Source organism: [Empedobacter] haloabium, assembly GCA_008011715.2.
In the GTDB taxonomy this organism is placed as follows: domain Bacteria; phylum Pseudomonadota; class Gammaproteobacteria; order Burkholderiales; family Burkholderiaceae_D; genus Rugamonas; species Rugamonas haloabia.
Genome location: CP136508.1, coordinates 4,831,996 through 4,855,486 on the forward strand (window position 1 = coordinate 4,831,996; position 23,491 = coordinate 4,855,486).

The window sequence follows — 23,491 nt, forward strand, 5'->3', positions numbered from 1 at the left end:
AGGTGCCGCTGCGAACAGGATGCGCCAGCCATGTCCCGTTGTAAATTCGCAAAAAAAGACCCGCCGCAGCGGGTCTCATCGTACCGATCCCTTTTAAAGCTTACTTCTTGACCTGGATCGAGCTCTTCACGTCCGTCACGCCCTTCACGCCACGGGCCAGTTCGACGGCGCGGTCGGCTTCCGCCTTCGATGCCACGAAGCCGCTCAGCATGACGACGCCCTTCTGCGTTTCCACATGGACGTCCATCGCCTTGGCGGTCTTGTCGGCGGCCATGTCGGCTTTCACCTTGGCGGTGATCATCGTGTCGGACATCGCGACCGAGGCGTCAGCAGTCTTGTCCTGGGCCGTGCCGGCCAGGTTCGAGGTCTTTTCCTTGGCGGTGGCGGCGGCGGCGGCGGTCTTGTCGCCCAGGCGGTCGGCGGCAGCGGCCGTGCGGTCGCCCATGCGATCGGCGGCGGCAGCGGTGCGGTCGCGCACGTCGGCGGCATTGTTCGCTACCGTGTTGCGGTCGGCATTCGGGACCAGAACGGCGGTGCGGCCGTCACCCGTGGTGCCCGCAACGCTGGTGCCAGCGGTCGTGCCCATCGTGGTGCCCGCGCCCAGCGAAGCCAGTGCATTGGCTTTCGCCGTGCGTGCCTGGTTTTCGCAGGAATCCTTGGAGTCACCGCTCAGCTCGTCGCAACGCTCGTCGGCCAGTTCATACTCGGCGTCGGCCAGCTTGCGGTTGGCCTTCTCCAGTTCGCGCGGCGTATTCTTGTACTGCGCGACGGCATCGCGTTCGGCCTTGGCGCGTGCGACTTTCGCCTCTTCCTCGCAGATGTCCTGGGCGTTATCCTTCAACGATTTGCATGCCTTCTTGGCGGCCTTGTAGTCGGACTCGGCCTTGTTGTGCGCCTGCTTGTAGCCGGCGGTATCCATGTTTTGGGCGAATGCAAAACTTGCGCTGGCTGCAGTAGCCAGGGTCAGCAATACGATCTTCTTCATGTTGGTCCCCTTTAGGATGGTTGGCATGCACATTAAACGCTGCAAGAGCGCTTCGTTCTGTGCGCCGCCGTACACACCGGGGGAAGTGTTGCGTTTTGGTCGCGAGGTCGGCGTTTACTCGTCCTGCAACAAGCCGGCACGCCACAAGGCAACCACCTGCTCGAACGGGCTGCCCTCGGTGCCGAACACGCCGCCGCCGGGAGCCAGCTTGAGCCAGGCACGGGTATCGTGCGAACCGTGGCTGTGCGGCTGCGCGTCGCGCACCGTGCGCAGCCAGCCATACACGTGAGCGTACTCGGCCGGGCGGTTGCGCTGGATCCAGGCCAGCGCGACCAGGTCGGAAAAGCCTTCCTCGCGCCGGGTCTGGCGCTGCTGTTTCGACAGTTCCAGCAGCGTGGGGTCGTCGGCGTGCTCGCTGCCCATTTCCGTGAAGCCGGCCGGCAGCGCATGCCAGCTGCCCTGCACGATGCGCCAGCAATGGCCCATCTCGTGCGCGGCCATCGCCTCGATCAGCACGTCGCGCTTGCCTTCCGGTACGTCTTGCAGAATCGTTTCGGCGTTCGGGTTGCCGCGCATCGACAGCACCAGCTTGCAGCGGCCGTCGGCAAAACCCATCGCCAGCGGCACGTCGTTCGGGCCGGCCTGCGGCTGGACAATGATATCGACTGGCAATTGCAGCGATTTGGCGTAACCGATGACTGGCGCCGCCGCGTTCAGCCAGCGCGTCTCCAGCGCGGTCAACTGGGCCGCCTGAGAGACGGAAGCAGCAAGTGACAGGACAGCTATCGGCAGGAACTTGAACATGGCGAACTCCGGTTACGTGAATTCACTATACATGCCTTACGGCAATTTGTTACACCGAAAGGTCGCCTGTTACAAAATATTTCTTTGTGGAAAACGCCAGTTTGCGCGAAAAATAAGGCCGGGCGACCTGGGAGCCGGCCCGGCCTTCAAGCGCTGCTGCGGGGTAAAACGAGGAGATCCGGCTTAGAACTCTTCCCAGGAGTCGTCCGGCTGGGTGCGGGCGTTGACGGTCTTGCGGACGGCCGGGTGTGCCGGCGCGGCAACAGGCGCCGCCACGGCTTTTGGCACTGCCGCCAGGTGCGGCCCGGCCTCACGCCGCCCGGCCTGGCGCGGCTTGCGTGCCTTGGCTGCCCGGTCGGCGGATGGTGCCGCTTCCTCTTTCAGCCGGAACACGGCGACAACCTCGGCCAGGTGCCCGGCCTCGTCCTGCAGCGACGAGGCGGCGGCGGCGGCCTGTTCGACCAGCGCGGCGTTCTGCTGCACCACCTGATCCATGCCGACGACGGCCGCGTTGACCTGCTCGATCCCGGCCGTCTGCTCGATGCTGGCGGTGGATATCTCGCCCATGATGTCGGTGACGCGGCGCACGCTGTCGACGATCTCGGCCATCGTGGCGCCGGCCTGGTCCACCAAGCGCGCGCCGACGTCGACCCGCTCGACCGAGTCGTCGATCAACGCCTTGATTTCGCGCGCGGCCCCGGCCGAACGCTGCGCCAGGCTGCGCACCTCGGTGGCGACGACGGCGAAGCCGCGCCCCTGCTCGCCCGCCCGGGCCGCCTCGACGGCCGCGTTCAGCGCCAGGATATTGGTCTGGAAGGCGATGCTGTCGATCACGCCGATGATGTCGACGATCTTCTTCGACGACTCGTTGATCGACGCCATCGTCTGCACCACCTGCGCCACCACGGCGCCGCCCTTGGTGGCCACTTCCGAGGCCGACAGCGCCAGCTGGTTGGCCTGGCGCGCATGGTCGGAATTCTGCTTGACGGTGCCGGTGAGCTGTTCCATCGACGACGCGGTCTGTTCGATATTGCCGGCTTGCAGCTCGGTGCGCTGTGACAGGTCGTGGTTGCCCGCGGCGATCTCGCGTGACGCGGTGGCGATCGTGTCCGTGCCATGGCGCACCTGGGTGACGATATTGACCAGGCTGTCGCGCATGCCACGCATCGCATGCAGCAGGCTGGAAGTGTCACCCGGCCGTGTGTCGATGCGCACGGCCAGGTTGCCGGCCGCGATGGCCGCCACGATCGACGATGCATAGGCCGGCTCGCCGCCCAGCTGGCGCGTCAGGCCGCGGCCGATGAGCCAGGCCGCAGCCAGGCCGAGGGCGATCGCCGCCAGGCCCAGGGCGACCATGAAGACGGTGAAGTCGTGCGCCACCGTGCGTGCCTGGGCGGCCTGCGCCACACTGGCCTTTTCCTCCAGGTCGATCAGGCGGTTGACGGCGGCCAGCCAGGCGTCGAAGGCCGGCGCGGCCTGCTGCTGCAGCAGCGCGATGGCCTCGGCCGTCTTGCCGGCCTGGCGCAGCGCGACCACGGCGGCGATCAGCGGCTGCGCCTTGGCCTCGGCCGCCTTGATGCCGGCAACAAAGGCCAGCTCGGCCGGCGTCGAGTCGGCGCGCCCGGCCAGCAGGGCGTCCAGCGGACCGGCCGAGGCCGCGTACTTGTCGGCCAGCGCGAACAGCTGGCCCAGGTGCACCTTGATGGCGGCGGCATCGGCCGCCAGTACCACGTCGCGGAGGGCAATGGCGCGGTCGTGCACGCTGCCGCGGAAATTGATCGCGTGGCGCTGCTTGACCTGGTTGACGTCGGAAATATTGCTGAGGATGCTGTCGATCTGGCCGACCCGGACGATGCCGAGCGCCGTGACGATCGTCAGCAGCAGGAAGACAAGGCCGAAGCCGAAGGATAAACGCGTGCGGATGCTGCCGTTGACGAGTGTGCCGATGCCCATTTGCGATCCCCTGAAACTGTTGAATAACAGCAATAGGTTCACGGTAGCATGGGCTCCGGCGTCTTTCCATGAGGCAGCAAGGGAAAGCGCCGGAGATTTGCGGCAGGCCAAACCTGCCGCGAGTTGGCGTGTTGCCTGGCGTGGTTATTTCGCCAGCAGCGCCTGCGCGGTCGGGAACGAAGGCCGGATGTCGTTCGGCACCGCCTTCATCTTGTTCAGCGCCTTTTGCACGTCCGGGCGGATCACGACGTACTTCGTCATCATCGTCTTGGCGCGGGCGTAGTCGCCGGTGGCCTCGATCGTCAGCAGCTCACGGTCCAGGTCCGTGACGGCCTGCTTGATCTTCTTGAAGTTGACGGAGAACGTGCCGTCGCCATGCGAGACGAACGCGCCCTTGTCGAGCAGGTAGTTGACCTGGATCGCCATGCCGCGCGCGTGCGAGTCGGTCAGGCCGAAGTGCAGCGTGCGGAAGGCCGATGCCAGGAAGGTCGTGTGCAGCTTGCGCTCCGCCTCCTCGCCCTGGCCCAGCGAATCCTTCAGCTGGCCCTTCTCCATCATGTACATCAGCGCGTACAGGCCCGTCACGTCGGCCTTGGCTTCCTCGATGGTGGCGTAGGCATCCTTCAGGTCCTGGCGCGGCGTCGATTCGGCGCCGTTCTTCCTGGTCTTGTGCGGACCCAGGCCGTGCGTGATCTCGTGCGCCAGGATGTGCGTGAAGAAGGAATCGAAGTGCACGTCCTTGCGGTCCTGCGGGCGCAGTACCAGCTGGGCGATCGGCGTCAGGGTGGCCTTGAACTTGGCTTCCTGCACATTCTTCAGCATCACGCGCTTGGAGCCGCGCTGGCTGATGATGCGCTCGTCGTTGGGCAGGTTGTAGGCGGCCGTCTGCACGCCCATATTGCCGTCGCCGGCGCCGAACACCTGGTTGACGACGACCATCGGCGCCACCGCGCCCACCTTCGGGTTGCGGTACTGCGGGTCGAGCGGCAGGTTGTCTTCCAACTCCTGCATGTGCTTGGCGAAGAAGTTCAGCTTGTCCGTTTCCTGCTGGTCGCGCAGGCTGACATAGGCCTCGAACGCGGCCTTGTAGCCGAACAGCTCGTCGTTATAGGTCTCGTACGGGCCGATCGTCACGTCCACCGGCGAATCCAGGTCCATCCAGGCGAAGTCGGAAGCCAGGTAATCGTTGGTCAGGAAGGCCTCGGCGCGCAGGGTCAGGAATTTCTTCAGCGACGCGTTGTCGGTGGCATCCGCCGCTTCCTTCAGCAGGATCGACAGCTGCTGCAGCTCGGTCTTGTACTCCTCGGAATACTTGACGATCTGGAACTTGCCATCCTTGTCCTGGCGGATCGTCGTGAAGAACCACTGGGCCTGCTTCTTCTCTTCCGCCGGCAGGCCATTCATCCACTTTTCCAGCGCGGCCTTCCTGGCCGTCTCGGGATAGAAATTGCCGCCCTCGATCTTGCGCGCCGGGATCTTGATCTTGCCGATCTGCGCGGGCAGGAACGATTTGTGGCCGTCCAGGATCGACCAGGGGCCCTTGTTCAGCCAAAAATAATCGAGGCGGGCACGGCCCAGCGCCGAGTTGTCGCTTTGCAGCGCCGCCAGCAGCGCTTCGTTGCCGGACCAGCGCTGGCGCAGTTGCAGGATGTCGACGATCTTGGCCGCTTCGATCAGCTTGGAGATGGCGCGCCGGTCGCCGGCGGACAGCCCGCCAGCGTTGACCACCAGCTCGACCGGGGCATAACGCTGCGTCATCTTGTTCAGCTCAGCAACACCGGCAGGCGCGGCGCCGACATTGCCGACAAAGGCGCTGGCAACCGTGGCGGACACCAGCAGCGAAAGGAGAGGTTTTTTCATGGAGACCTGCTATCGGGTGAAAAAAGGCCCACATTGTAAACCCAGCCGGGCTGTGTCGGCGTTGCGCACGACACATTGGCAAGCAGATGGCATCCAGGCTTATCGATATGCCAACGGTAGCTTAACCGGGAATTAAGTATTGCTCGACAATAATGCTTGCCGTCCTCCTAACCCTTGCCGACCTGTCCTCCGGACCATGGCCCTGACCTCATGACACCCGTCGCTGCCCCTGGCCTGACCCTGTACCGCTGGCGCATGGCGTATTTCGTGCGTGCGTCGGCAACGCTGTACCGACGCTGGAGCCATGTGCTGGCGGTCGCGCTCGCGCTGGGCGGGCTGGCGCTGCTGGAGCGGCCCGAGCTGCTGGCCGGGCCGCTGCCGCATTTCCGCGTCGCACCGGCCGACTGGGCACTGGGCGCGGCAGCCGCCGTCGGCTGGCTGGGCGTGGTACTGGCCTGGGCCAGCATGCATCGCGACGCGGTGCGCGGCGGCCTGCTGGCGCAGTATGCCGCCTCGCTACCCGTGGCGGCACGCAGCCGTCTCCTGGTGGACCTGGCCCTGCTGGCCGCCGCCCTGGCCGTGTTTGCGGTGCCATTCGGCGCAGCGCTGCTGTTTGCCGCGCGCGCCCATGATCTGGGCGGCACGGATGGCCGGTTCCCGGTCTATCTGACCGTACTGGCCGTGCTGACAGTGCTCGCTGCCAGGGCGGCCGTGTTCGGCTGGACAAACGGCGCGCGCATCCTGTTGACGGCCGGTATTGCCGTGCTGGCGGGCGCACCCTTGCTGGCGAGCCCCTGGATCGCGAACGCGTTGCTGGCCGGGAGCGCGACCGGTGCCTGCATCCTGCTTGCCCGGCCCTTGCCTGCCATGCCGTTGTGCGACGGCGACGACCAGGGCCGCGCCACCGGGTGGCTCCTGCTGCTGCGCCTGCAGGGCCAGCTGTTGGGGCAGCATGCGCATGCCGTCCTGGTCCGGCTGGCCGCAGCCGCCGTGCCCCTATGCGGCGCGCTGTGGCTGATCGTGGACGTCGGCAACGTCGCCGATGCGCCCGTGCTGCTGCACATTGCCGCGGCGCTGGGGGCCGGCATCATGAGCGGCTTCTTCAACCAGTTCGTGACGGGGCGCGCGCCGCTGGCGGCCTGGCTGCGCGCCCTGCCCTGGGCGCTGCCCCGCCTTGTGCTGGCCGAACACCTGCTGGTATGGGCCGGCACGGCGCTGCTGTTCGGCGCCGCCTGGGCCGTGCTGGCCGCCGCATTCGGCGCAGCGACAGCCGTGCCCACCACGATGCTGCATGCCGGTGCTTACTGGCTGGCCTGGCTGCCGCTGTTCGGCCTCCCCGTCATCGTGCGGCACCGCGATGGCATCCTGTTCAAGATCGCGCTGGCCGTGGCCGCGCTGACCGTGGCGCTTTACGCATGACCGCAATCCCGCTCCTGGCCGTCGACGGCCTCGCCATGCGCTTCGGCGCCCAACACCTGTTCAACGGCCTGGATTTCACGGCCGGCCCCGGCGCCGTCGCCCTTGTCGGTCCCAACGGCACCGGCAAATCCACCTTGCTGACACTGCTGGCCGGCATCACCACGCCGCAGGCGGGCACGATCCGCATCGCCGGCCATGCGCTGACGCAGGCGCCGCGCGAGGCCAAGCAGCGCCTGGCCTATGTACCGGACGAGTCGGTGGCGTACGACTTCATGACAGGCGCGCAGTTCCTGGGCATGGTCGATGCGCTGCGCGGCACGCGCGATCTCGCGCATGCCGCGCCGCTGATCGCCGGCCTTGGGCTGACGGCACACATGGGCAAGCGCTTCGCCGCGATGTCGCTGGGGACGCGCAAGAAGTTCATGCTGGCGGCCGGCCTGATGGGCGACGCACCCGTCGTGCTGATGGACGAGCCCACCAACGGTATCGACGCCGCCGCCAAGGCCTGGCTGGCCGAGCTGATCCGGCAGCAGGGCGCCAGCCGCCTGCTGCTGTTTTCCACGCACGACAACGAACTGATCGAAGCCACCGGCGCGCGCCTGCTCCATCTCGGCTGATCACCAGACCCGGTACACCTGCCCCGTTTGCGCGCCCTCCACGCTGCGGCTGTAGGCCAGCGCCACGCGCCGGGCATCCGCCGGTTCGAAGCCATGGAAATACTCGCCATACTGCGGCAGCGACTCCGTCAGCACGGTCGGATCGACCAGGTTGATGCGCAGCGCGCGCGGCAGCTCGATGGCGGCGCCGACGACAAAACCTTCCAGCGCGCGGTTGACGGTACTGGCGTTGGCGCCTTGGCGGATCGGCTGGTGGCCGACGATGCCGCCCGTCAGCGTGATGCTGCCGCCGTCGTTCAGGCGGTGCTGCGCCGCCAGCGCCACGTGGACCTGGCCCATCAGCTTGCTGTCCAGGCCGATACGGAACTGTTCCGGCGTCATATCCGCGAGCGGGCCGAAGTGCAGGTCGCCCGCCGCGACGACCACGCCGTCCACCGGCCCCGTGCGCGCGAACAGCGCGGCCACGCTGGCCGGGTCCTCGATGCGGACCTGGTATTGCCCGCTGTTGCGCCCGGCCGTGACGATGTCATGGCGTGTGCCCAGCTGTTCGACGACCGCCTTGCCGATGGTGCCAGTGGCACCGATGACGATGATTTTCATTGCCTGTCCTCCCGAGGTTGATGTGCATTCAGTATGATCCGGAACGAAACATCGATAAATGCGCTATGGTGACGGTCATTCCAAACCCAGGATTTCGAATGGACAAGCTGAGAAGCATGGAAGTGTTTGTCGCCGCCGTGGACGCCGGCAGCTTCGCCGGCGCGGCCGAGCGCTGCGGTATGTCGGCCGTGATGGTCGGCAAGCACATCCGCCAACTGGAGGCACTGCTGGGCGCCTCGCTGCTGACGCGCACGACCCGGCGCCACGCGCTGACGGAGATTGGCCGCCAGTACGCGGCGCAGTGCCGCCAGATCCTGGCGCAGATCGACGCGGCCGAGTCGGTGGCGGAGAGCATGCGGGCGGCGCCGCGCGGCCTGTTGCGGGTGACGGCGCCGGTATCGTTCGGGGCGCAGTGGCTCAGTCCCGCCGTGGCGGACTACCTGGCGCGCTGGCCGGACGTGGCGGTGGAGCTCAGCCTGAACGACCGCATGGTGGACATGGTGGAGGAAGGCTTCGACGTGGCGGTGCGGGTGGGGCCGCTGCCCGACTCCGGCCTGGTGGCGCGGCCGCTGCGGCCCTACGGCATGACGATCTGCGCGGCGCCGTCGTATCTCGCGCGCCACGGCACGCCGCGCACGCCGGCCGACCTGGCCGGCCACGAATGCCTGGAATTCACGGGGTGGGACCAGCAGACGCGCTGGCAACTGAAGGGGCAGAAGGATGGCCGGCACGTGCGACCCGGGCGCATCCGCGCCAACAATACGCAAGCGCTGCGGATGGCGGCGCTGGCCGGCTTCGGCATCGTGATGCAGGCCGAATCGATCCTGCGGCCCGATATCGCGGCGGGCCTCCTGGTGCCGCTGCTGCAGGACTACCTGCCGCCGCCGCGGCCGATGCACGTGTTGTACTCGCGCGACCGGCAGGCGACGCCGAAGCTGACGACGTTTGTCGCGTTCCTGCTGGAGCGCTTCGGCCAGGGTCTGTCCCTAGGGTCTGTCCCTAGGGTCTGTCCCTAGGGTCTGTCCCCTTGGGGACTGACCCTGAAGTTTGCCAAAGCTCGCGGGAACGCAGCCAAACTTCGGGGTCAGTCCCTTGCAGGGACAGACCCCAGGCTGACTTACGCGACTTCGGTAACGAACTGCGCGCGCGGGCGGCGCACTTTCGGCAGGTTGACCAGCCAGTCGTTCTCGGCCTTGCGGTAGCCCAGCGGCAGCATGACGACGCTCTTCAGGCCACGGGCGCGCAGGCCCAGGATTTCGTCGACGGCGGCCGGATCGAAGCCCTCCATCGGCGTGCAGTCCACTTCCTCGAACGCGGCGGCGATAACGGCCGCGCCGAAGCCGATGTAGGCCTGGCGCGCGGCGTGCTCGAAGTTGATTTGCGAGCCGCGGCCCGGGTAGGTGGCCAGCAGCTGCCGGCGATAGGCTTCCCAGCCTTCGTTCTTGAAGCCGCGCACGTCGTTGGTGTAATCGAACATGGCGTTGATGCGCTCGGGGGTGTAGTCGTCCCATGCCGCGAACACCAGCAGGTGCGAGCCGTCCGTCACCTGGGCCTGGTTCCACGCGACCGCCTTGATCTTCTCGCGCAGCTCGGCATTGGTCACGACCAGGATCTCGAACGGCTGCAGGCCGCTCGACGTCGGTGCCAGGCGGGCCGCCTCGAGGATGCGCTCGACCTTGTCGGCCGGCACGGCACGTTCGGCATCCATGGCCTTGGTGGCGTAGCGCCACTGCAGTTTGTCCAGTAATTGCATGCTGCTTCCTTTCGTTGATCGATAAGTCATTGTATTCTTGCCGCGCGCGTAAGCAAATAACGCGCAGAGCAAAACATTTGTTCCACAGGAGACAAGATGCCCCGCAAATTCGATCATCTGTCCGATGTCGAGGTGCTGCTGAACGTCGTCGAGCATGGCTCGCTGACGGCGGCCGCCGTCGTGCTGGCGACCACGCCTTCCGTGCTGTCGCGCGCGGTGGCCCGGCTGGAAGCGCGCCTGGGCACGCAACTGCTGCGCCGCACGACCCGCAGCATGGGCCTGACCGAAGCGGGCCGCCAGTACGTGGACGAGGCCCGCGCCGCGTTCGCGCTGCTGGACGAGGCCGAGCATGCGATCCGCGGCAGCGCCGGCCAACTGACCGGCCGGGTGCGCCTGAGCGCGCCCACCAGCTACGGGCACCAGCGCCTGCCCGCCCTGCTGGCCATCTTCGCGCGCCAGTACCCGCTGGTGCAGCTGGAACTGAACATCACCAACCGCAACGTCGACCTGGCCGCCGAAGGCTTCGACCTGGCCATCCGCTCCGGTCCCCTGCCGGACAGCAGCATGGTCGCACACCGGCTGGAGGACGCGCGCGTGGTGCTGTCGGCCTCGCCCGCCTATGTCGCTCAGGCCGGGCCGCTGGCCTCCTTCGAAGACCTGCAGCGCCAGCGCTGCATCGCGTTCCTGCGTCCCAGCACGGGGCGGGTATCGCCCTGGCACCTGCAGGTCGACGGCCGCGAGATCGACTGGATTCCGCCATCGGCGCTGGCGGTGTCGGACGACGTGATGGGCGTCGTCAGCCTGGCCGAACAGGGCCTGGGCATCACGATGTGCCCGCAATTCATGATCGAGCGCAGCGTGGAGAGCGGCCGGCTGGTCGAAGTGCTGCCGCAACTGCCGTGCCGCAACCGGCCGTTCTCCGTGGTGTTCGCGCCGCACCGCAACCTGTCGCCGGCGGCGCGGGCGCTGATCGACACGCTGGTGGCCAACACGCGCCCTGCTGCCTGAGCGCCGGCTGCTAAACAAAACCCAACGTAAAAATGGGGACAGACCCCATTTTTCGAGAAACATTGCCTCAAAAATGGGGTCTGTCCCCATTTTCTTGGCAATGTTTCCGTCAGTGCGCCTGCGCCAGCGTCGTCAGGCGGCCTTCCGGCTGCCAGCCGGCGCCCAGCGCGCGGGCGACCGAGACGGCGGCCAGCAGGCGCTGCGTGCCGATCTGCACGCCGGCGCGGTCGGCCGCCAGCGCGCTGCGCTGGGCATCCGTCACGTCCAGGTAGGTCGACAGGCCGCGCTCGTAGCGGGCCCGCGCCACCTGGTAGGCGCGCTGCGCCGCTTCGCGCGACACGCCCTGCACCTTGTCCTGCTGCTGCTTCTGGCGCACGTCCGACAGCGCGTCCTCCACCTCGCGCAGCGCCGTCAGCAGGCGTTGCTGGTGATTCGCGACGGCTTCCTCGTAGCGCGCCTTGGCCGCGGCCAGGTTGGCCTGGTTGCGGCCGCCGTCCAGGATCGGCAGCGATACGGCCAGCGGCCCGAAACTGAACTGGCGCGAGCCGCCCTTGGCGAGCTCGGACAGGCTCTCGGACGCGAAGCCGAAATTCCCCGTCAGCGACACCGACGGATAGAACGCGCCTTCGGCCACGCCCACCTGCGCATTGGCCGCCTTCAGGCTGGCCACGCTGGCCGCCAGGTCGGGCCGCTGGCCCAGCAGGCTGGCCGGCAGGCCGACGGGAATGGCGGGCGGCAGCGGCAGACGGGTGCCCTGCGCGGCCGGCAGCACCGGCGTCGTCGGCGAGGCGCCCAGCAGCACGGCCAGGCCGTGTTCCAGCGCGTTGCGCTGGCGCTGCACTTCCTCCAGGTCCGCTTCCGCGTTGGCGCGCTCGATGCGGGCCCGTGCCGTATCCAGCTCGTTCGACAGGCCCGCTTCGAAGCGCGCCGTCACCAGCTGCTCGGTCTCGCGGCGCGTATCGAGCGCGCCGCGCAGGATCGCCATCTCGGCATCCAGGCCGCGCAGCTGGAAATAGGTGGTCGCCACCTGCGTCGTCAGCATCGTCATCACGCCGTCGCGATCGGCCTGCGCCGCCAGCGCCTGGGCGTCGGCCGCTTCCACGGCGCGGCGCACGCGGCCCAGCAGGTCGATCTCGTACGAGAAGCCGGTGCCGACCGAATAGTTGTTGCCGCTGATGGAGCGCCGGCCCAGCGCGATCCCCTGCGACGTATTGGCCGACGTGCGCGCATTCGACACGCCCGCGTTGACGTTCAGCTGTGGACCTTCGTTGGCGCGCACCACGCCCAATTGCGCCTCGGCCTGCAGCAGCCGCTGCGCCGCGGCCTGCACGGTCGGGCTGTCGCGCAGCGCGCGCTGTTCCAGGTCCGCCAGCGTGGCGTCGCCGAACACGTTCCACCACTCGCGTGGCAGGTGCGCCGCGGCGGCGTCGCCGGCGGCATTGCTGAAGTTCGCGGCGGCCACGTTGGCCGGGGCCTTGAAGTCGTTGCCGACGGTGGCGCAGCCGGACAGCAGCAGGGCGGCCGAGGCGACAGCCAGCGAGATTTTTTTCATACCGATAAACATAACGAATCCTCTTGTTGTTTAGTGCGCGCCGCCACCGCCGCCGCCGGGCGACTTGACCTTGTCCGACAGCCACAGGATCACGATGCAGGACAGCAGGATGACGCCGACCAGGAAGAAGCCGTCGTTGTAGGCCATCACGTAGCTCTCGCGCCGCACGATCCCGTCGATCGCCTTCAGCGCCTTGTCGGCCGCGTTGACCGGATCGAAGCCCTGCGCCACGAAGCCCTGTGTGAGCTGGTCCAGGCGCTGCTGCGTGGCCAGCGAGAAGCCGGTGATCGATTCGCCCAGGCGCTGGGAGTGGAAGTGCTCGCGCTGCGTCAGCGACGTGGCCAACAGCGCGATGCCGATCGAGCCGCCCAGGTTGCGCGTCATGTTCGACAGGCTCGAAGCCGACGGCACGTCCTTCGGCGCGATGCCGTTCATGGCGAAGTTCGACAGGGTCAGCATGACGAACGGCTGGCCGAGCGCGCGGATGATCTGCGACAGCATCAGCTGGTCGTAGCCCGTGCTCGCGTCCATGTAGGCGTTCATCAGGCACGAGCCGCCGAACAGCAACAGGCCGATCGAGCACAGGATGCGGTTGTCGACCTTGCCCGACAGCTTGGCCGCGAACGGCATGATGAACAGCTGCGGCAGGCCGACCCACATGATCACTTCGCCGATCTGCATCGGCGAGTAGCCGGCGATCTGGCCGAGGAACAGCGGCAGCAGGAACGACGAGCCATACAGGCCCATGCCCATCACGGCCGACAGCACCGAGGCCACCAGGAAGTTGCGCTGGCCGTACAGGCGCAGGTCGACGAATGGATGCTCGCGCGTGGTGCTGGTGACGATCCAGCCCAGCAGGCCGACGATGGCCAGGCCGGCAAACGTGACGATGAAGGACGAGTCGAACCAGTCCTTGCTGTTGCCCTCTTCCAGGAAGATCGTCAGGCAGCCCAGTCCCAGCGCCATGAAGCCGATGCCCAGCCAGTCGGCGTTCCACAGCTGGTCCAGCCGCATCTTTTCCTTGTCCAGGCCATACGCGACGCCGGCCATCAGCAACAGACCGGGAATCCAGTTGATGTAGAAGATCGACGGCCAGCCGTACAGCTCCGACAGGTAGCCGCCCAGGGTCGGCCCCATGGCCGGCGCCAAGGTCGCCGTCAGGCCGAACAGCGCCATGCCGGTCGCGCGCTTGGACGCGGGCAGCTTGACCATCACCAGGGTCATTGCCATCGGGATCAGCGCGCCGCCGGTAAAGCCCTGCATCATGCGGAACACGATCATGCTCTCCAGGTTCCAGGCGAAGCCGCACAAGGTGGAGAACACGAGGAACAGCGCGGTGGTGCCCATCATGTAGCCGCGCAGCGAGAACACGCGCGTCAGCAGCGCGGTCAGCGGGATGACGATGATCTCGGCCACCAGGTAGGCGGTGGAGATCCACGAACCCTCTTCCTGCGTGGCCGACAGCGAGCCGAGGATATCCTTCAGCGAGGAGTTGGTGATCTGGATGTCGAGGACGGCCATGAAGGCGCCCAGCATGCCGGCGGCCACGGCCACCCAGGTGCGGGACGAAACCGCCCCCGTCACCGGCACGAAGGCCGGTGGTGCTTGTGTCGAGCTCATGACGAGCGCTCCTGCTGTTTAGTGTGCCGCGGCGGTGTTGCCGGCCTGTGCGTGGCGCGCGTCGGCGGCTTTGTCGTCGCCCAGTTCCACCTCGGCGATGACGGACATGCCCGGCACCAGGCGGCCCGCCAGGGCCTTCAGGTCGGCCGGCTGCAGCGTGATCTTGACCGGCACGCGCTGCACGATCTTGGTGAAGTTGCCGGTAGCGTTATCGGCCGGCAGCAGTGCGAACTGGGCGCCGGAGGCCGGCGCGAAGCTGTCGACGCGGCCGACCAGCTCCTTGCCCGGCAGCGCGTCGACGCTGATGTGCACCGGCTGGCCCACGTGCATCTCGGCCAGTTGCGTTTCCTTGAAGTTGGCGGTGACCCAGACGTTGTCCTGCACCAGCGCCGTCAGTTGCTGGCCCGGCTGCACGCGCTGGCCCACCTCGACACTGCGCTTGCCGACGCGGCCCGAGACCGGCGCCAGCACCTTGTTGTAGGCCAGTTGCTGCTCGGCGTCCTTCAGCTGCACCTTCAGCACGTCGATCTGCGCCTTCAGCACGTCGCGCGCGGAGGTCGCGGCGGCGATCTGCGCCTTGGCGGCGGCGGCGCTGTCCTTGCGCGCGGCCACGTCGGCCACGGCGCTGGCGCGGGTCGCGGTGGCGGCGTCCAGTTCCGCTTTCGAGACGGCTTTCATCTGGCTGGTGAACAGCTGGCTGTAGCGCTGCGCATCCTGGTTGGCGCGCACCAGCAGGGCCTCGGCCTGCTTGACCTGGGCCTGGGCCGCGCTGGCCTGCGCGTTGACCTGGGCGATCTGCGCCTCGGCCTGGATCACCTGCGTCTGCGCGCTGGCGATCTGGGCCTGGATCTGCTCGACCTTGACGCGCTGGTCGAACGGGTCCAGCTCGGCGATGACGTCGCCTTCCTTGACCATCTGGTTATCCTCGATCAGCACCTTGGTGACGATGCCCGCGATACGGGACGAGACCGGATGCACGTGACCGGCGACGTAGGCGTTTTCCGTCTCGACAAAGTGGGTGCTGCGGTACCACATGCGGCCACCGGCGGCGAGCGCCGCGATGGCGATCAGGCCGGCCACGACGACGACCTTGCGGTTCGGCTGCTTCTTGACCGGCGCGGCGGCCGGCGCGGGCGCGCCAGGCGGCACGGCGCTGAGCACTTTGGGATCGGCGTGGTTGGGCTGGTTGGACATGGTAACGCTCCGAAAAATGAAATGGTGTCTGTGCATTATTCGATAAAGATTGGCCGAAGTCAAGAAATGAAACGGTTGCATTTCATTTCTAAGTGGCATAAAGTATCTCCCTTCTGTTAGCCTTCGGTTTTCCCTTCATGTCGAGAGAAATGTCTGACGAGCAAGCCATCGAATCCGCGCATCGCTGTCCCCTGGACCTGGGAACGCGTGGCGCTGGCCGCCCGCGGGCCTGCGATGCGGAGGCACGCACGCAGGAACTGATCAATTCGGCTGGCGAACTGTTTCTCGAAAAGGGTTATGCCAAGGTCAGCCTGGAGATGATCGCCCGGCGGGCCCGCGTGGCCGTGCGCACGATCTACGTCAAGTTCGGCGGCAAGAGCGGGCTGTTCCGGGAAGTGCTGCTGTCCGGCCGGAACGCCTACTTCGCCACGATGGAAGACCTGGGCACCAACCGCCGCCCGGTCCGCGAAGTGCTGATCGACTTCGGCGTGCGCATCCACGACATGCTGTCCTCCCCTACCGCCATCCAGCTGTACCGGATGGTCATTGCCGAGGCCCATCGCGACCCCGAGCTGGCCGAGGCATTCTACGAAGCTGGCCCGCGCCAGTCGCGCGAGGCGCTGAACCGCTATTTCACCCGGCCGGACGTGCGCAGCCAGTTCCGTGCCGATATCCCACCTGAACAATTGACGATTCACTTAATCAATTGTCTAATGGGCGATCACCTCAAGCGCTACCTGTTCAATCCGCAGGCAGGTCGCGAACGCGAGGACGCGCTGCTGGTCGAGCAGCGCGTGGACCTGTTCCTGCGCGGCGCCGAGAGCTGAAGCTGCTCTGCGGTATGTGCGCTGGCGCACGGTGCAGCCTGGTACCCTGGCGGATAATGGTTTCCTCAAGAACATAATTTAGTAGGGAGGCAGTATGAGCAGGATCGATCGACTGGAATGGAGCCAGAAAGTAGCTTCGCTGAACGAATGCATCCGTGGCTTCCAGGCCAACCCCAGCAAGGAGCAACTGGACCGGGCGATCAACGAGTTGCGCGCATATGCCGACGCGGCCAAAGGCGGTGAAATGGAAATCCCGTCGCGCTTCGTCGCCAACTGATCGCGGCAAACGGATCGACACCACACGACAACCGGGCAGATGCCCGGTTTTTTATTGCCGACGAACGCCAATCCCGAAGCACTGAGCATTCGGCGCGCAACACGGCGCTGGAAGATTGACACTTCCGCAGCCATCGGGTTTAATGGTTGAAACTCTTGAAAACGATTTCAAGGCCCTTCACCCTTCTCCCGACGACAAGATGACCGATCCATTGCAATTTCCGCGCTCCTTCACCTGGGGCGTCGCCACCAGCGCTTTCCAGATCGAAGGCGCCGCCAGCGCCGACGGCAAGGGCCCGTCGATCTGGGACACCTTCAGCCATACCCCGGGCAAGATCATCGACGGCGGCACCGGCGATGTCGCCTGCGACCACTACCACCGCTATCCGGAGGACGTGGCGCTGATGGCCAGCCTGCACGTGGATGCCTACCGCTTTTCGATCGCCTGGTCGCGCGTGCAACCGGCAGGCTCGGGCGCATGGAACGAGGCCGGATTTGCCTTCTACGAACAATTGCTGGACGAGCTGGACAGCAAGAATATCGCCGCCCACGTCACCCTGTACCACTGGGACCTGCCGCAGGGCCTGCAGGACGCAGGCGGCTGGCTCAACCGTGACACGGCCTATCGCTTCGCCGACTACGCGGCTGAAGTGGCGCGTCGTTTTGGCTCACGTGTGAAAACGATTTCAACCCACAACGAGCCCTGGTGCACGGCCAACCTGGGCTATGGCAATGCCCAGTTCGCGCCCGGCGTGGCCGACCTGAAGCAGTCGATCCAGGTATCGCACCACCTGCTGCTGTCGCACGGCCTGGCGATGAAGGCGATGCGTGCCGTCGGCAGTTCCGCCCAGCTTGGCATCGTGCTGAACCAGTGGACTTCGGACCCGGCCACGGACAGCCAGGCCGACCGCGACCTGGCCGCATTCGAATACTCGCGCTCGGTGGAGTGGTTCATGGACCCGATCTTCAAGGGCCACTACCCCGAGCTGGCGCTGCGTGCCCACGGCGCCAACGCGCCGGACGTGCAGGACGGCGACTTCGACCTCATCCGCCAGCCGATCGACTTCCTTGGCGTAAACTATTACTTCCGCCACTACGCCAGCGCGGAGACGCCACCGCGCCAGCCGGAAGCCAAGCTGGGCAAGACGGACATGGGCTGGGAGATCTATCCGCAGGGCCTGACCGAGCTGCTGGTCAAGCTGCACGGCCAGTACGCGCTGCCGCCGATCTACATCACGGAAAACGGCATGGCCAATCCGGACCAGGTCGTTGACGGCCAGGTGATGGATACGCAGCGCATCGACTTCGTGCAGCGCCACCTCGCGGCCCTGCTGGACGCGATGCGCCAGGGCGTGAACGTGCAGGGTTACTTCCTGTGGAGCCTGCTGGATAATTTCGAGTGGAATTCCGGCTATGCGAAGCGCTTCGGCATCGTCCACGTGGATTACGCGACGCAGCGGCGCACACCGAAGGCCAGCGCGCTGTGGTATCGCGAGTTTATCGACGGGCAGCGCAAGGGGTGATAGAACCCATGGTGACAGGCACCTGTCTCAGGGTCGAAGACCCTAAGACAGGTGCCTGTCACCGGTGTTGCAGACATAATAAGGAGACATCATGCCCAACGAGGCACCAACCCTGACCGCCCATGACGCGGGCGTTGCCGCCGGCAGCGCCACCAGGCCGCGCACCAGTCCCCTGCTGTGGGTGCCGACCGGCTACTTCACGATGGCGCTGGCCTACGTGATGCTGACGAACGTGACGGCCATCATGTTCAAGAACCTGGGCATGGACAACGGCCGCGCGGCCGAATACGCCAGCTACCTGATCCTGGCGTACACGATCAAGCCGTTGTTCGCGCCGTTCGTCGAGATGTACCGCACCAAGAAGTTCTTCGTGCTGTGGACCCAGGTGATCCTGGCGGCCGGCTTCGGCTGCGTGGCGCTGGCGATGTCCCTGCCCGGCTACATGGCGATCATGGTGACGCTGTTCGTCCTGCTGTCCTTCATCGGCGCCACCCAGGATATCGCCGCCGACGGCGTCTACGTGACGAGCCTGGACGCCCGCTCGCAGTCGCTGTACTGCGGCATCCAGAGCCTGTCGTGGAACGTGGGGCCCATCGTCGCCTCCGGCGGCCTGGTCTACCTGTCCGGCTGGCTGCACACCAACACCTTCCACCATGACGCCGGCACCTTCGGCCCGGCCTGGATCGACAGCTGGCGCATCATCTTCTTCATCGTGGCCGGCGTCACGCTGGCCATGGCGGCCTGGCACCTGAAGACGATGCCGGACGGCGCTAAGGCCGAAAGCGCGCCCTCCTCCGTGTCCCAGGCCTGGTTCATCCTGAAGGATTCCTTCGTCACGTTCTTCCAGAAGCGCGATGTGTGGCTGATGATCGGCTTCGGCTTCCTGTTCCGCCTGTCGATCGGCCTGCTGGAAAAGATCGGCCCGTTCTTCATGGTCGACCCGGTGGCGAAAGGCGGGTTGGGCCTGTCGAACGAGCAGCTGGGCCTGTTCTACGGCACCTATGGCCTGATCGCAGTCCTGATCGGTTCGCTGCTGGGCGGCATGTTCGTCGCCAAGCGGGGCTTGAAGCCGACGCTGTTCCTGCTGTGCTGCGCCGTCAATATTCCGAACGTGACGTTCCTCTTGATGGCGATGTTCCAGCCAACGGACGTGTATGTCATCAGCGCCGGTGTCGCCATCGAAAAATTCTTCTACGGCTTCGGCTCCGTGGGCTTCATGATCTACCTGATGCAGCAGCTGGCGCCGGGCAAGTATACGACCACGCACTACGCCTTCGGCACCGGCCTGATGGGCCTGTGCATGATGGTGACGGGCCTCGTCTCGGGCCACCTGCAGCAGATGCTGGGCTACGTGAATTACTTCTGGTTCGTCATGGCCGCCACGATTCCCTCATTCCTGGTCACGTGGTTCGCCCCGTTCCACCACAAGGAAGGCTGACAACAGCCCAGCCCGTGTCAACTTCGGGGTCAGGCACGAAAGCTGACACGAGCTCGGCCATCGCAATTGATGAAACCGTGTCTCACTTCGGTGACTGACCCCGCGGTGGGACACGGGCCCGGCTGTAGCTTGAGGATCAGGCGCCCGGCTCGTTCTGGAACACCTGCCCGGTCACGTTGTCGACCACGACCGGGCTGTCGAAATACGTCACCGTCGGCTCCGTCCCGTACTTCTCCCGCACGAACTCGCGCCATGCGGGCGTGTACATCGCTTGCGCCGCCTCACGGGTCTTCCAGAAATACACGCCGCCGGCCGTGCCGCCATCCTCCGACAGCACGTAGTGCTTCTGCAGCAGGCCTTCCACGGCCTGGTAGGTGGGCGCGGTGCTCATGAAAATACGCTGCGCTTCCTCGCGGCTGATGGGCTTGGGCAATGCAAACGATGTGATGGCGATGATCATCTCGGTCTCCTCCGTGTAGCAAGAACGGTCGTTTCAATATATCACGCCACACTTTTCACTGTTGCTGGGCTCGCGCCCCGGAGAACGGCGGCGGTTACGGCGGCCCGTCCAGCCCGGCAATCTTCTCGCGTGCCGACGCCTGCGACAGTTCGCCGACATGACGCAAGCGCAGCGTGCCAGCCGCGTCGTAGAACAGCGTAGTCGGATAGCCCAGCGACCGGGTGGCGGTGCCGGCCTGCCTGGCGGGGTCGACGAAGACGTTCGCAATGTCGAGCTGATGCCCGGACAGGAACTCTCGCACCGCCTGGGCCGACTCGCCCTGGTTGACGAAGACGAACGTGACTTGGGGATGAGTGCGCTGGGCAGCCATCAGTGCCGGCATCTCGCGCCGGCATGGGCCGCACCAGGTCGCCCACAGGTTGATGACGAGCGGGCGGCCCTTGAAGCTGTCCAGCGCGACGGTAGCCCCGTCCAGCCGCTGCACGGCGATGGCCGGGATCGGTTCGCGTGCCGGCGCCAGCGCCTGGTTGAGCAAGGTCGCGCCAAGCCATACGGCGCCGCCCGCCAAGGTCGCGGCGAGCAGGGATCGCCGCAGGGGCGCGCTGTTGCGTGCCAGGAGCGCGCCCGTCGCCAGCGCGGCCAGCCAACCTGCCCATGGCACGAATCCGCCATCGCGGATATTCAAGGCCGACCAGGGCGAATCGGCAAAGAGGTCGTGGTGGCGCAAGACAAAGAACAGCCTGCCGGCGACGAAGCCTACCAAGGTCATGCGCCAAAGCGCCGGGCCGGGATCGATACCGCGACAGCGACGATACCACGCGGCGACCGCGTTGGCCGCGCCAAGCCCCAGTAGTGCCAGCAAGGCATGGACGGGCAAAACGACTGGACCCAGACGAAGGATATCCAAGCTGCGCTCCTTGAACGACAAATGCACCGATCGTCACACCGTACTATTAAGAAACTGTTAACGCGCAGGCCAGCAGGCACACCGCTTCGAATGGGTACAAAAAAACCCGGCTTCTCGCGAAGCCGGGGTCCCAGGGCACAACTGAAAGCGATTTAGAACGTGTAGCCGGCGTTGAAGCCGATCGTGCGCGGTGGCAGGTACTGCGCCTGCCACACGCCTTGCGGGTTCTGCGCGCTCGTCTTGATGTTCTTGTCCGTGGCGTTGCGCACGAACAGGTCGACGTAGTACTTCTTGTCGGCGTCGTAGCGCAGGCCCAGGTCGATCTTCGAGTACGAGCCCTGGCGGTCCGGCTCGCCCAGGTTGAATACCGACAGCCAGCTGGACGATTCCCAGTGCGCGGACAGGCGCGGCGTCAGCGTACCGGCCGGCAGCTGGAATACGTGCTGGTACATCAGCTGCGTGCTCCATTTCGGCGAGTGCGGCATCGTGTTGCCCGTCACGTCCAGGCAGTTGCTGATGCCGGGAATCGAGCAGGCCGGCAGGGTGTAGTCGTTGCTGCCGCCGATCAGCTGGCCCAGCTCCGCATGCGTGTACGAGGCGGTGAACTGCAGGCGGTCGGACTTGGTCAGCTTGGCGGCGATCTCCGTCTCCAGGCCGTAGACCTTGGCGCCTTCGGCATTGTAGGTCGACAGGCTGTGGCTGCCGTCCGGATTCGTCACCGGCGCGCTGAATTGGAAGCCCTTGAACTTCTCGTAGTACAGCGCGTTGTTCATGCGGATCATGCCGTTCAGGAACGTGCTCTTGCTGCCCAGCTCGTAGTTCGTCAGCGTCTCCTGGCCATAGGGGATGCCACCGTCCTGCAAGCCGCCCGACTTGTAGCCGGTCGATACGCTGGCGTACAGCATCGACGTCTTCGTGATGTCGTAGCTGACGCGGCCCAACCACGTGGCCTTGCTGCCGCTGAACGAGCCGCTGTTGCGCGAGCTGATCGCGAAGCCCGAACCGGGATCGGCCGGGTTCGTGCTCGGGGCGATCGGCAGTTGCGGCACGTCGGCCTTGCTGTCCCAGCCCCAGCCGATGCCGCCGATGTTCTGGCGCTTGTCCTTGGTGTAGCGGGCGCCGGCGGTCAGGTGCCACTGGTCCGTGACGTTCCAGGTGGTCTGGCCGAACACCGCTTTCGAATCCACCGTCTGCTTCGGCTGGATGAACGAACCCTGCCAGTTGACGGTGCCGCTCTGGGTGCCGTTCATGATCGGGATGTCGAAGCGCATCGCATTGTTCTCGCGGCCGTAGTACAGGCCCAGCAGCCAATCGACCTGTTTCTTGCCGGTCGACTGCAGCTCGACCTCATGGCTGTAGCTCTTGTACTTCGACAGCAGCGTGTTGTTGGCTTGCGACTTGCCGCCCGTCGTGAAGCTGGTCGGAACGTAGGAGCCGCCGTCCTGGTCGTACGTGGACGAGCCGTGGAACGACGACCAGCCGGCGATGTAGGCCAGCGCCATGTCCGGGTTGATGGCCCAGTCCACGCGGCTGCGCACCGAATTCGAATCGCGCTTCAGCGACGGTGCCGTATCGATCAGGGCGGACCACAGGTCCTGGCCCGCACGCGGCGTCTGCATCAGGTTCATGCTGGGCGTGCCGCGGTCCTGGTAACGCTCGTAGGCCAGGTTCCAGTGCAGCGAAGGCATGATCTCCCACAGCAGCGACAGGCGCAGCGCGGTCTGGTCCTGGGCGTTGTACTTCTTGCCGCCCTGGACGAAGCTGGCGGCGTTCAGCGGCTGGAACGCGATCGGGTTGTTCGGGTGCGCGGCATTTGCCGCGGCAATCTCCGCCGCGGCGGCGGCCTGCTGCTGCGCCAAGGGGATGTTCGGCAGCGTCTGATAATCGACGTAACCGTCGTGCTGCTCGTGCACGAACGCGACGCGCATGGCGGCGGTATCGGACAGCGGGATGTTGAACGCGCCACGGCCGCCCACGCGCGCGTAGTCGCCCATGCCCGCCTCCACGTAGCCGGAACTGCTGCCCAGTGTCGGCTTGGCCGTCTGCATATTGACGGCGCCGACGGTGGAGTTACGGCCCCACAGCGTGCCTTGCGGACCGCGCAGCACCTCGATGCCTTCCAGGTCGAACAGCAGCGTGGTCGCGCCTTCCGGCCGCGGCGAATAGATGCCGTCCACGAACACGGCCACTTCCGGGTCCGCGTATTCGGTCTTGGCGCTGTCGTTGCCGATGCCGCGCATCGTCATCGTGATGACGCCGTGGTCGCCCTGGCTGGTGGCCGAGAAGCCCGGCACCAGGTTGACGACGTCCTGGATCGTCTGCACGTGGTTGTCGTCCAGCGCGGCGGCGCTGATGGCCGTCACCGCGACCGGGGTGCGCTGCAGCGACGTGCTGCGCTTGGTGGCCGTCACATACACTTCAGGGATGACGGTGGAGCTGGCTTCTGCGGCTTTTTGCGCCTGTTGCTGCTCTTTCGGTACTTCCGGCGTGGCGTTGACGCCAGCCGTTTGGCCGTAAGCGCTGTTCAGGCCGGCCAGCAGGGTCAGCACGGCGAGTTGGATCGGCGAGCCCAGCTTGCGGGCCCGTGGGGTTGCGGTGTTCATCTAGTCTCCTTTGTTGCTGCGTATTGTTTGCATCTGAAAACGTTTTCAAATACAGTGAAAACGTTTTCCGAATTCATGAAACCGTTTTCATG

Annotated in this window: 20 protein-coding genes; 8 read left to right on the forward strand and 12 right to left on the reverse strand. The window is 66.0% G+C overall.

The genetic code is table 11. From position 1 onward, the window contains the following. Nucleotides 1-100: 100 nt before the first annotated feature. From E7V67_021200 to E7V67_021215, 4 genes are all read right to left on the reverse strand, one after another. Nucleotides 101-985 carry a BON domain-containing protein gene (locus E7V67_021200; GenBank protein ID WUR12195.1) on the reverse strand — a complete coding sequence of 295 codons (885 nt, stop codon included), beginning with the start codon at nucleotides 983-985 and terminating at the stop codon, nucleotides 101-103. A 114-nt stretch (nucleotides 986-1,099) separates the two neighbouring features. After that, nucleotides 1,100-1,789, reverse strand: a complete 690-nt coding sequence (locus E7V67_021205) for a hypothetical protein (protein WUR12196.1) — start codon at nucleotides 1,787-1,789, stop codon at nucleotides 1,100-1,102. Nucleotides 1,790-1,972: 183 nt separating this feature from the next. Then, nucleotides 1,973-3,742, reverse strand: coding sequence for a methyl-accepting chemotaxis protein (locus E7V67_021210; GenBank protein ID WUR12197.1), 1,770 nt, complete (start codon nucleotides 3,740-3,742; stop codon nucleotides 1,973-1,975). Nucleotides 3,743-3,886: 144 nt separating this feature from the next. Continuing rightward, nucleotides 3,887-5,602, reverse strand: a complete 1,716-nt coding sequence (locus E7V67_021215) for a hypothetical protein (GenBank protein ID WUR12198.1) — start codon at nucleotides 5,600-5,602, stop codon at nucleotides 3,887-3,889. 210 nt (nucleotides 5,603-5,812) lie between these two features. On the opposite strand from E7V67_021215, the gene E7V67_021220 reads away from it, so the two are divergent. Continuing rightward, nucleotides 5,813-7,021, forward strand: coding sequence for a hypothetical protein (locus E7V67_021220; protein WUR12199.1), 1,209 nt, complete (start codon nucleotides 5,813-5,815; stop codon nucleotides 7,019-7,021). Then, complete coding sequence (locus E7V67_021225) at nucleotides 7,018-7,638, forward strand: ABC transporter ATP-binding protein (GenBank protein ID WUR12200.1); 621 nt, start codon at nucleotides 7,018-7,020, stop codon at nucleotides 7,636-7,638. Before E7V67_021220 ends, E7V67_021225 begins: the two co-directional genes overlap by 4 nt. On the opposite strand, the gene E7V67_021230 is transcribed toward E7V67_021225, so the two are convergent. After that, nucleotides 7,639-8,238, reverse strand: coding sequence for a short chain dehydrogenase (locus E7V67_021230; GenBank protein ID WUR12201.1), 600 nt, complete (start codon nucleotides 8,236-8,238; stop codon nucleotides 7,639-7,641). A gap of 98 nt (nucleotides 8,239-8,336) precedes the next feature. Here E7V67_021230 and E7V67_021235 point away from each other — a divergent pair, with 98 nt between their 5' ends. Beyond that, complete coding sequence (locus tag E7V67_021235) at nucleotides 8,337-9,254, forward strand: LysR family transcriptional regulator (GenBank protein ID WUR12202.1); 918 nt, start codon at nucleotides 8,337-8,339, stop codon at nucleotides 9,252-9,254. Nucleotides 9,255-9,355: 101 nt separating this feature from the next. Here the strand turns inward: E7V67_021235 and E7V67_021240 are convergent, their stop codons facing one another. After that, nucleotides 9,356-9,991, reverse strand: a complete 636-nt coding sequence (locus E7V67_021240) for an NAD(P)H-dependent oxidoreductase (protein WUR12203.1) — start codon at nucleotides 9,989-9,991, stop codon at nucleotides 9,356-9,358. Between the two features lie 96 nt (nucleotides 9,992-10,087). On the opposite strand from E7V67_021240, the gene E7V67_021245 reads away from it, so the two are divergent. Beyond that, on the forward strand, nucleotides 10,088-10,999 hold the full coding sequence (locus E7V67_021245; GenBank protein WUR12204.1) for a LysR family transcriptional regulator: 912 nt from the start codon (nucleotides 10,088-10,090) through the stop codon (nucleotides 10,997-10,999). 109 nt (nucleotides 11,000-11,108) lie between these two features. Here the strand turns inward: E7V67_021245 and E7V67_021250 are convergent, their stop codons facing one another. From E7V67_021250 to E7V67_021260, 3 genes are read right to left on the reverse strand one after another with little or no spacing between them, the layout of a single operon-like run. After that, nucleotides 11,109-12,551 carry an efflux transporter outer membrane subunit gene (locus tag E7V67_021250; protein WUR12205.1) on the reverse strand — a complete coding sequence of 481 codons (1,443 nt, stop codon included), beginning with the start codon at nucleotides 12,549-12,551 and terminating at the stop codon, nucleotides 11,109-11,111. Between the two features lie 30 nt (nucleotides 12,552-12,581). After that, a complete protein-coding gene (locus tag E7V67_021255; GenBank protein WUR12206.1) occupies nucleotides 12,582-14,171 on the reverse strand; it encodes a DHA2 family efflux MFS transporter permease subunit in 1,590 nt (529 codons plus the stop codon). A gap of 18 nt (nucleotides 14,172-14,189) precedes the next feature. Next, entirely contained in the window at nucleotides 14,190-15,365 is a 1,176-nt protein-coding gene (locus E7V67_021260; GenBank protein ID WUR12207.1) for an HlyD family secretion protein, read from the reverse strand. A 149-nt stretch (nucleotides 15,366-15,514) separates the two neighbouring features. On the opposite strand from E7V67_021260, the gene E7V67_021265 reads away from it, so the two are divergent. The 4 genes from E7V67_021265 (at nucleotide 15,515) to E7V67_021280 (ending at nucleotide 19,429) form a co-directional block, all read left to right on the forward strand. Further along, nucleotides 15,515-16,192 carry a TetR/AcrR family transcriptional regulator gene (locus tag E7V67_021265; protein WUR12208.1) on the forward strand — a complete coding sequence of 226 codons (678 nt, stop codon included), beginning with the start codon at nucleotides 15,515-15,517 and terminating at the stop codon, nucleotides 16,190-16,192. 94 nt (nucleotides 16,193-16,286) lie between these two features. Then, complete coding sequence (locus tag E7V67_021270) at nucleotides 16,287-16,469, forward strand: hypothetical protein (GenBank protein WUR12209.1); 183 nt, start codon at nucleotides 16,287-16,289, stop codon at nucleotides 16,467-16,469. 199 nt (nucleotides 16,470-16,668) lie between these two features. Beyond that, nucleotides 16,669-17,991, forward strand: a complete 1,323-nt coding sequence (locus tag E7V67_021275; GenBank protein WUR12210.1) for a GH1 family beta-glucosidase — start codon at nucleotides 16,669-16,671, stop codon at nucleotides 17,989-17,991. Between the two features lie 202 nt (nucleotides 17,992-18,193). Further along, complete coding sequence (locus tag E7V67_021280) at nucleotides 18,194-19,429, forward strand: MFS transporter (protein WUR16325.1); 1,236 nt, start codon at nucleotides 18,194-18,196, stop codon at nucleotides 19,427-19,429. A 136-nt stretch (nucleotides 19,430-19,565) separates the two neighbouring features. On the opposite strand, the gene E7V67_021285 is transcribed toward E7V67_021280, so the two are convergent. The 3 genes from E7V67_021285 to E7V67_021295 all read right to left on the reverse strand — a co-directional run bounded on the left by E7V67_021285 (nucleotide 19,566) and on the right by E7V67_021295 (nucleotide 23,399). Beyond that, nucleotides 19,566-19,889: a YdhR family protein gene (locus tag E7V67_021285; GenBank protein WUR12211.1), complete on the reverse strand. Its 324-nt coding sequence runs from the start codon at nucleotides 19,887-19,889 to the stop codon at nucleotides 19,566-19,568. Between the two features lie 94 nt (nucleotides 19,890-19,983). After that, nucleotides 19,984-20,823: a TlpA disulfide reductase family protein gene (locus E7V67_021290; protein ID WUR12212.1), complete on the reverse strand. Its 840-nt coding sequence runs from the start codon at nucleotides 20,821-20,823 to the stop codon at nucleotides 19,984-19,986. 125 nt (nucleotides 20,824-20,948) lie between these two features. Further along, entirely contained in the window at nucleotides 20,949-23,399 is a 2,451-nt protein-coding gene (locus E7V67_021295; GenBank protein ID WUR12213.1) for a TonB-dependent receptor, read from the reverse strand. Between the last annotated feature and the right edge of the window lie 92 nt (nucleotides 23,400-23,491).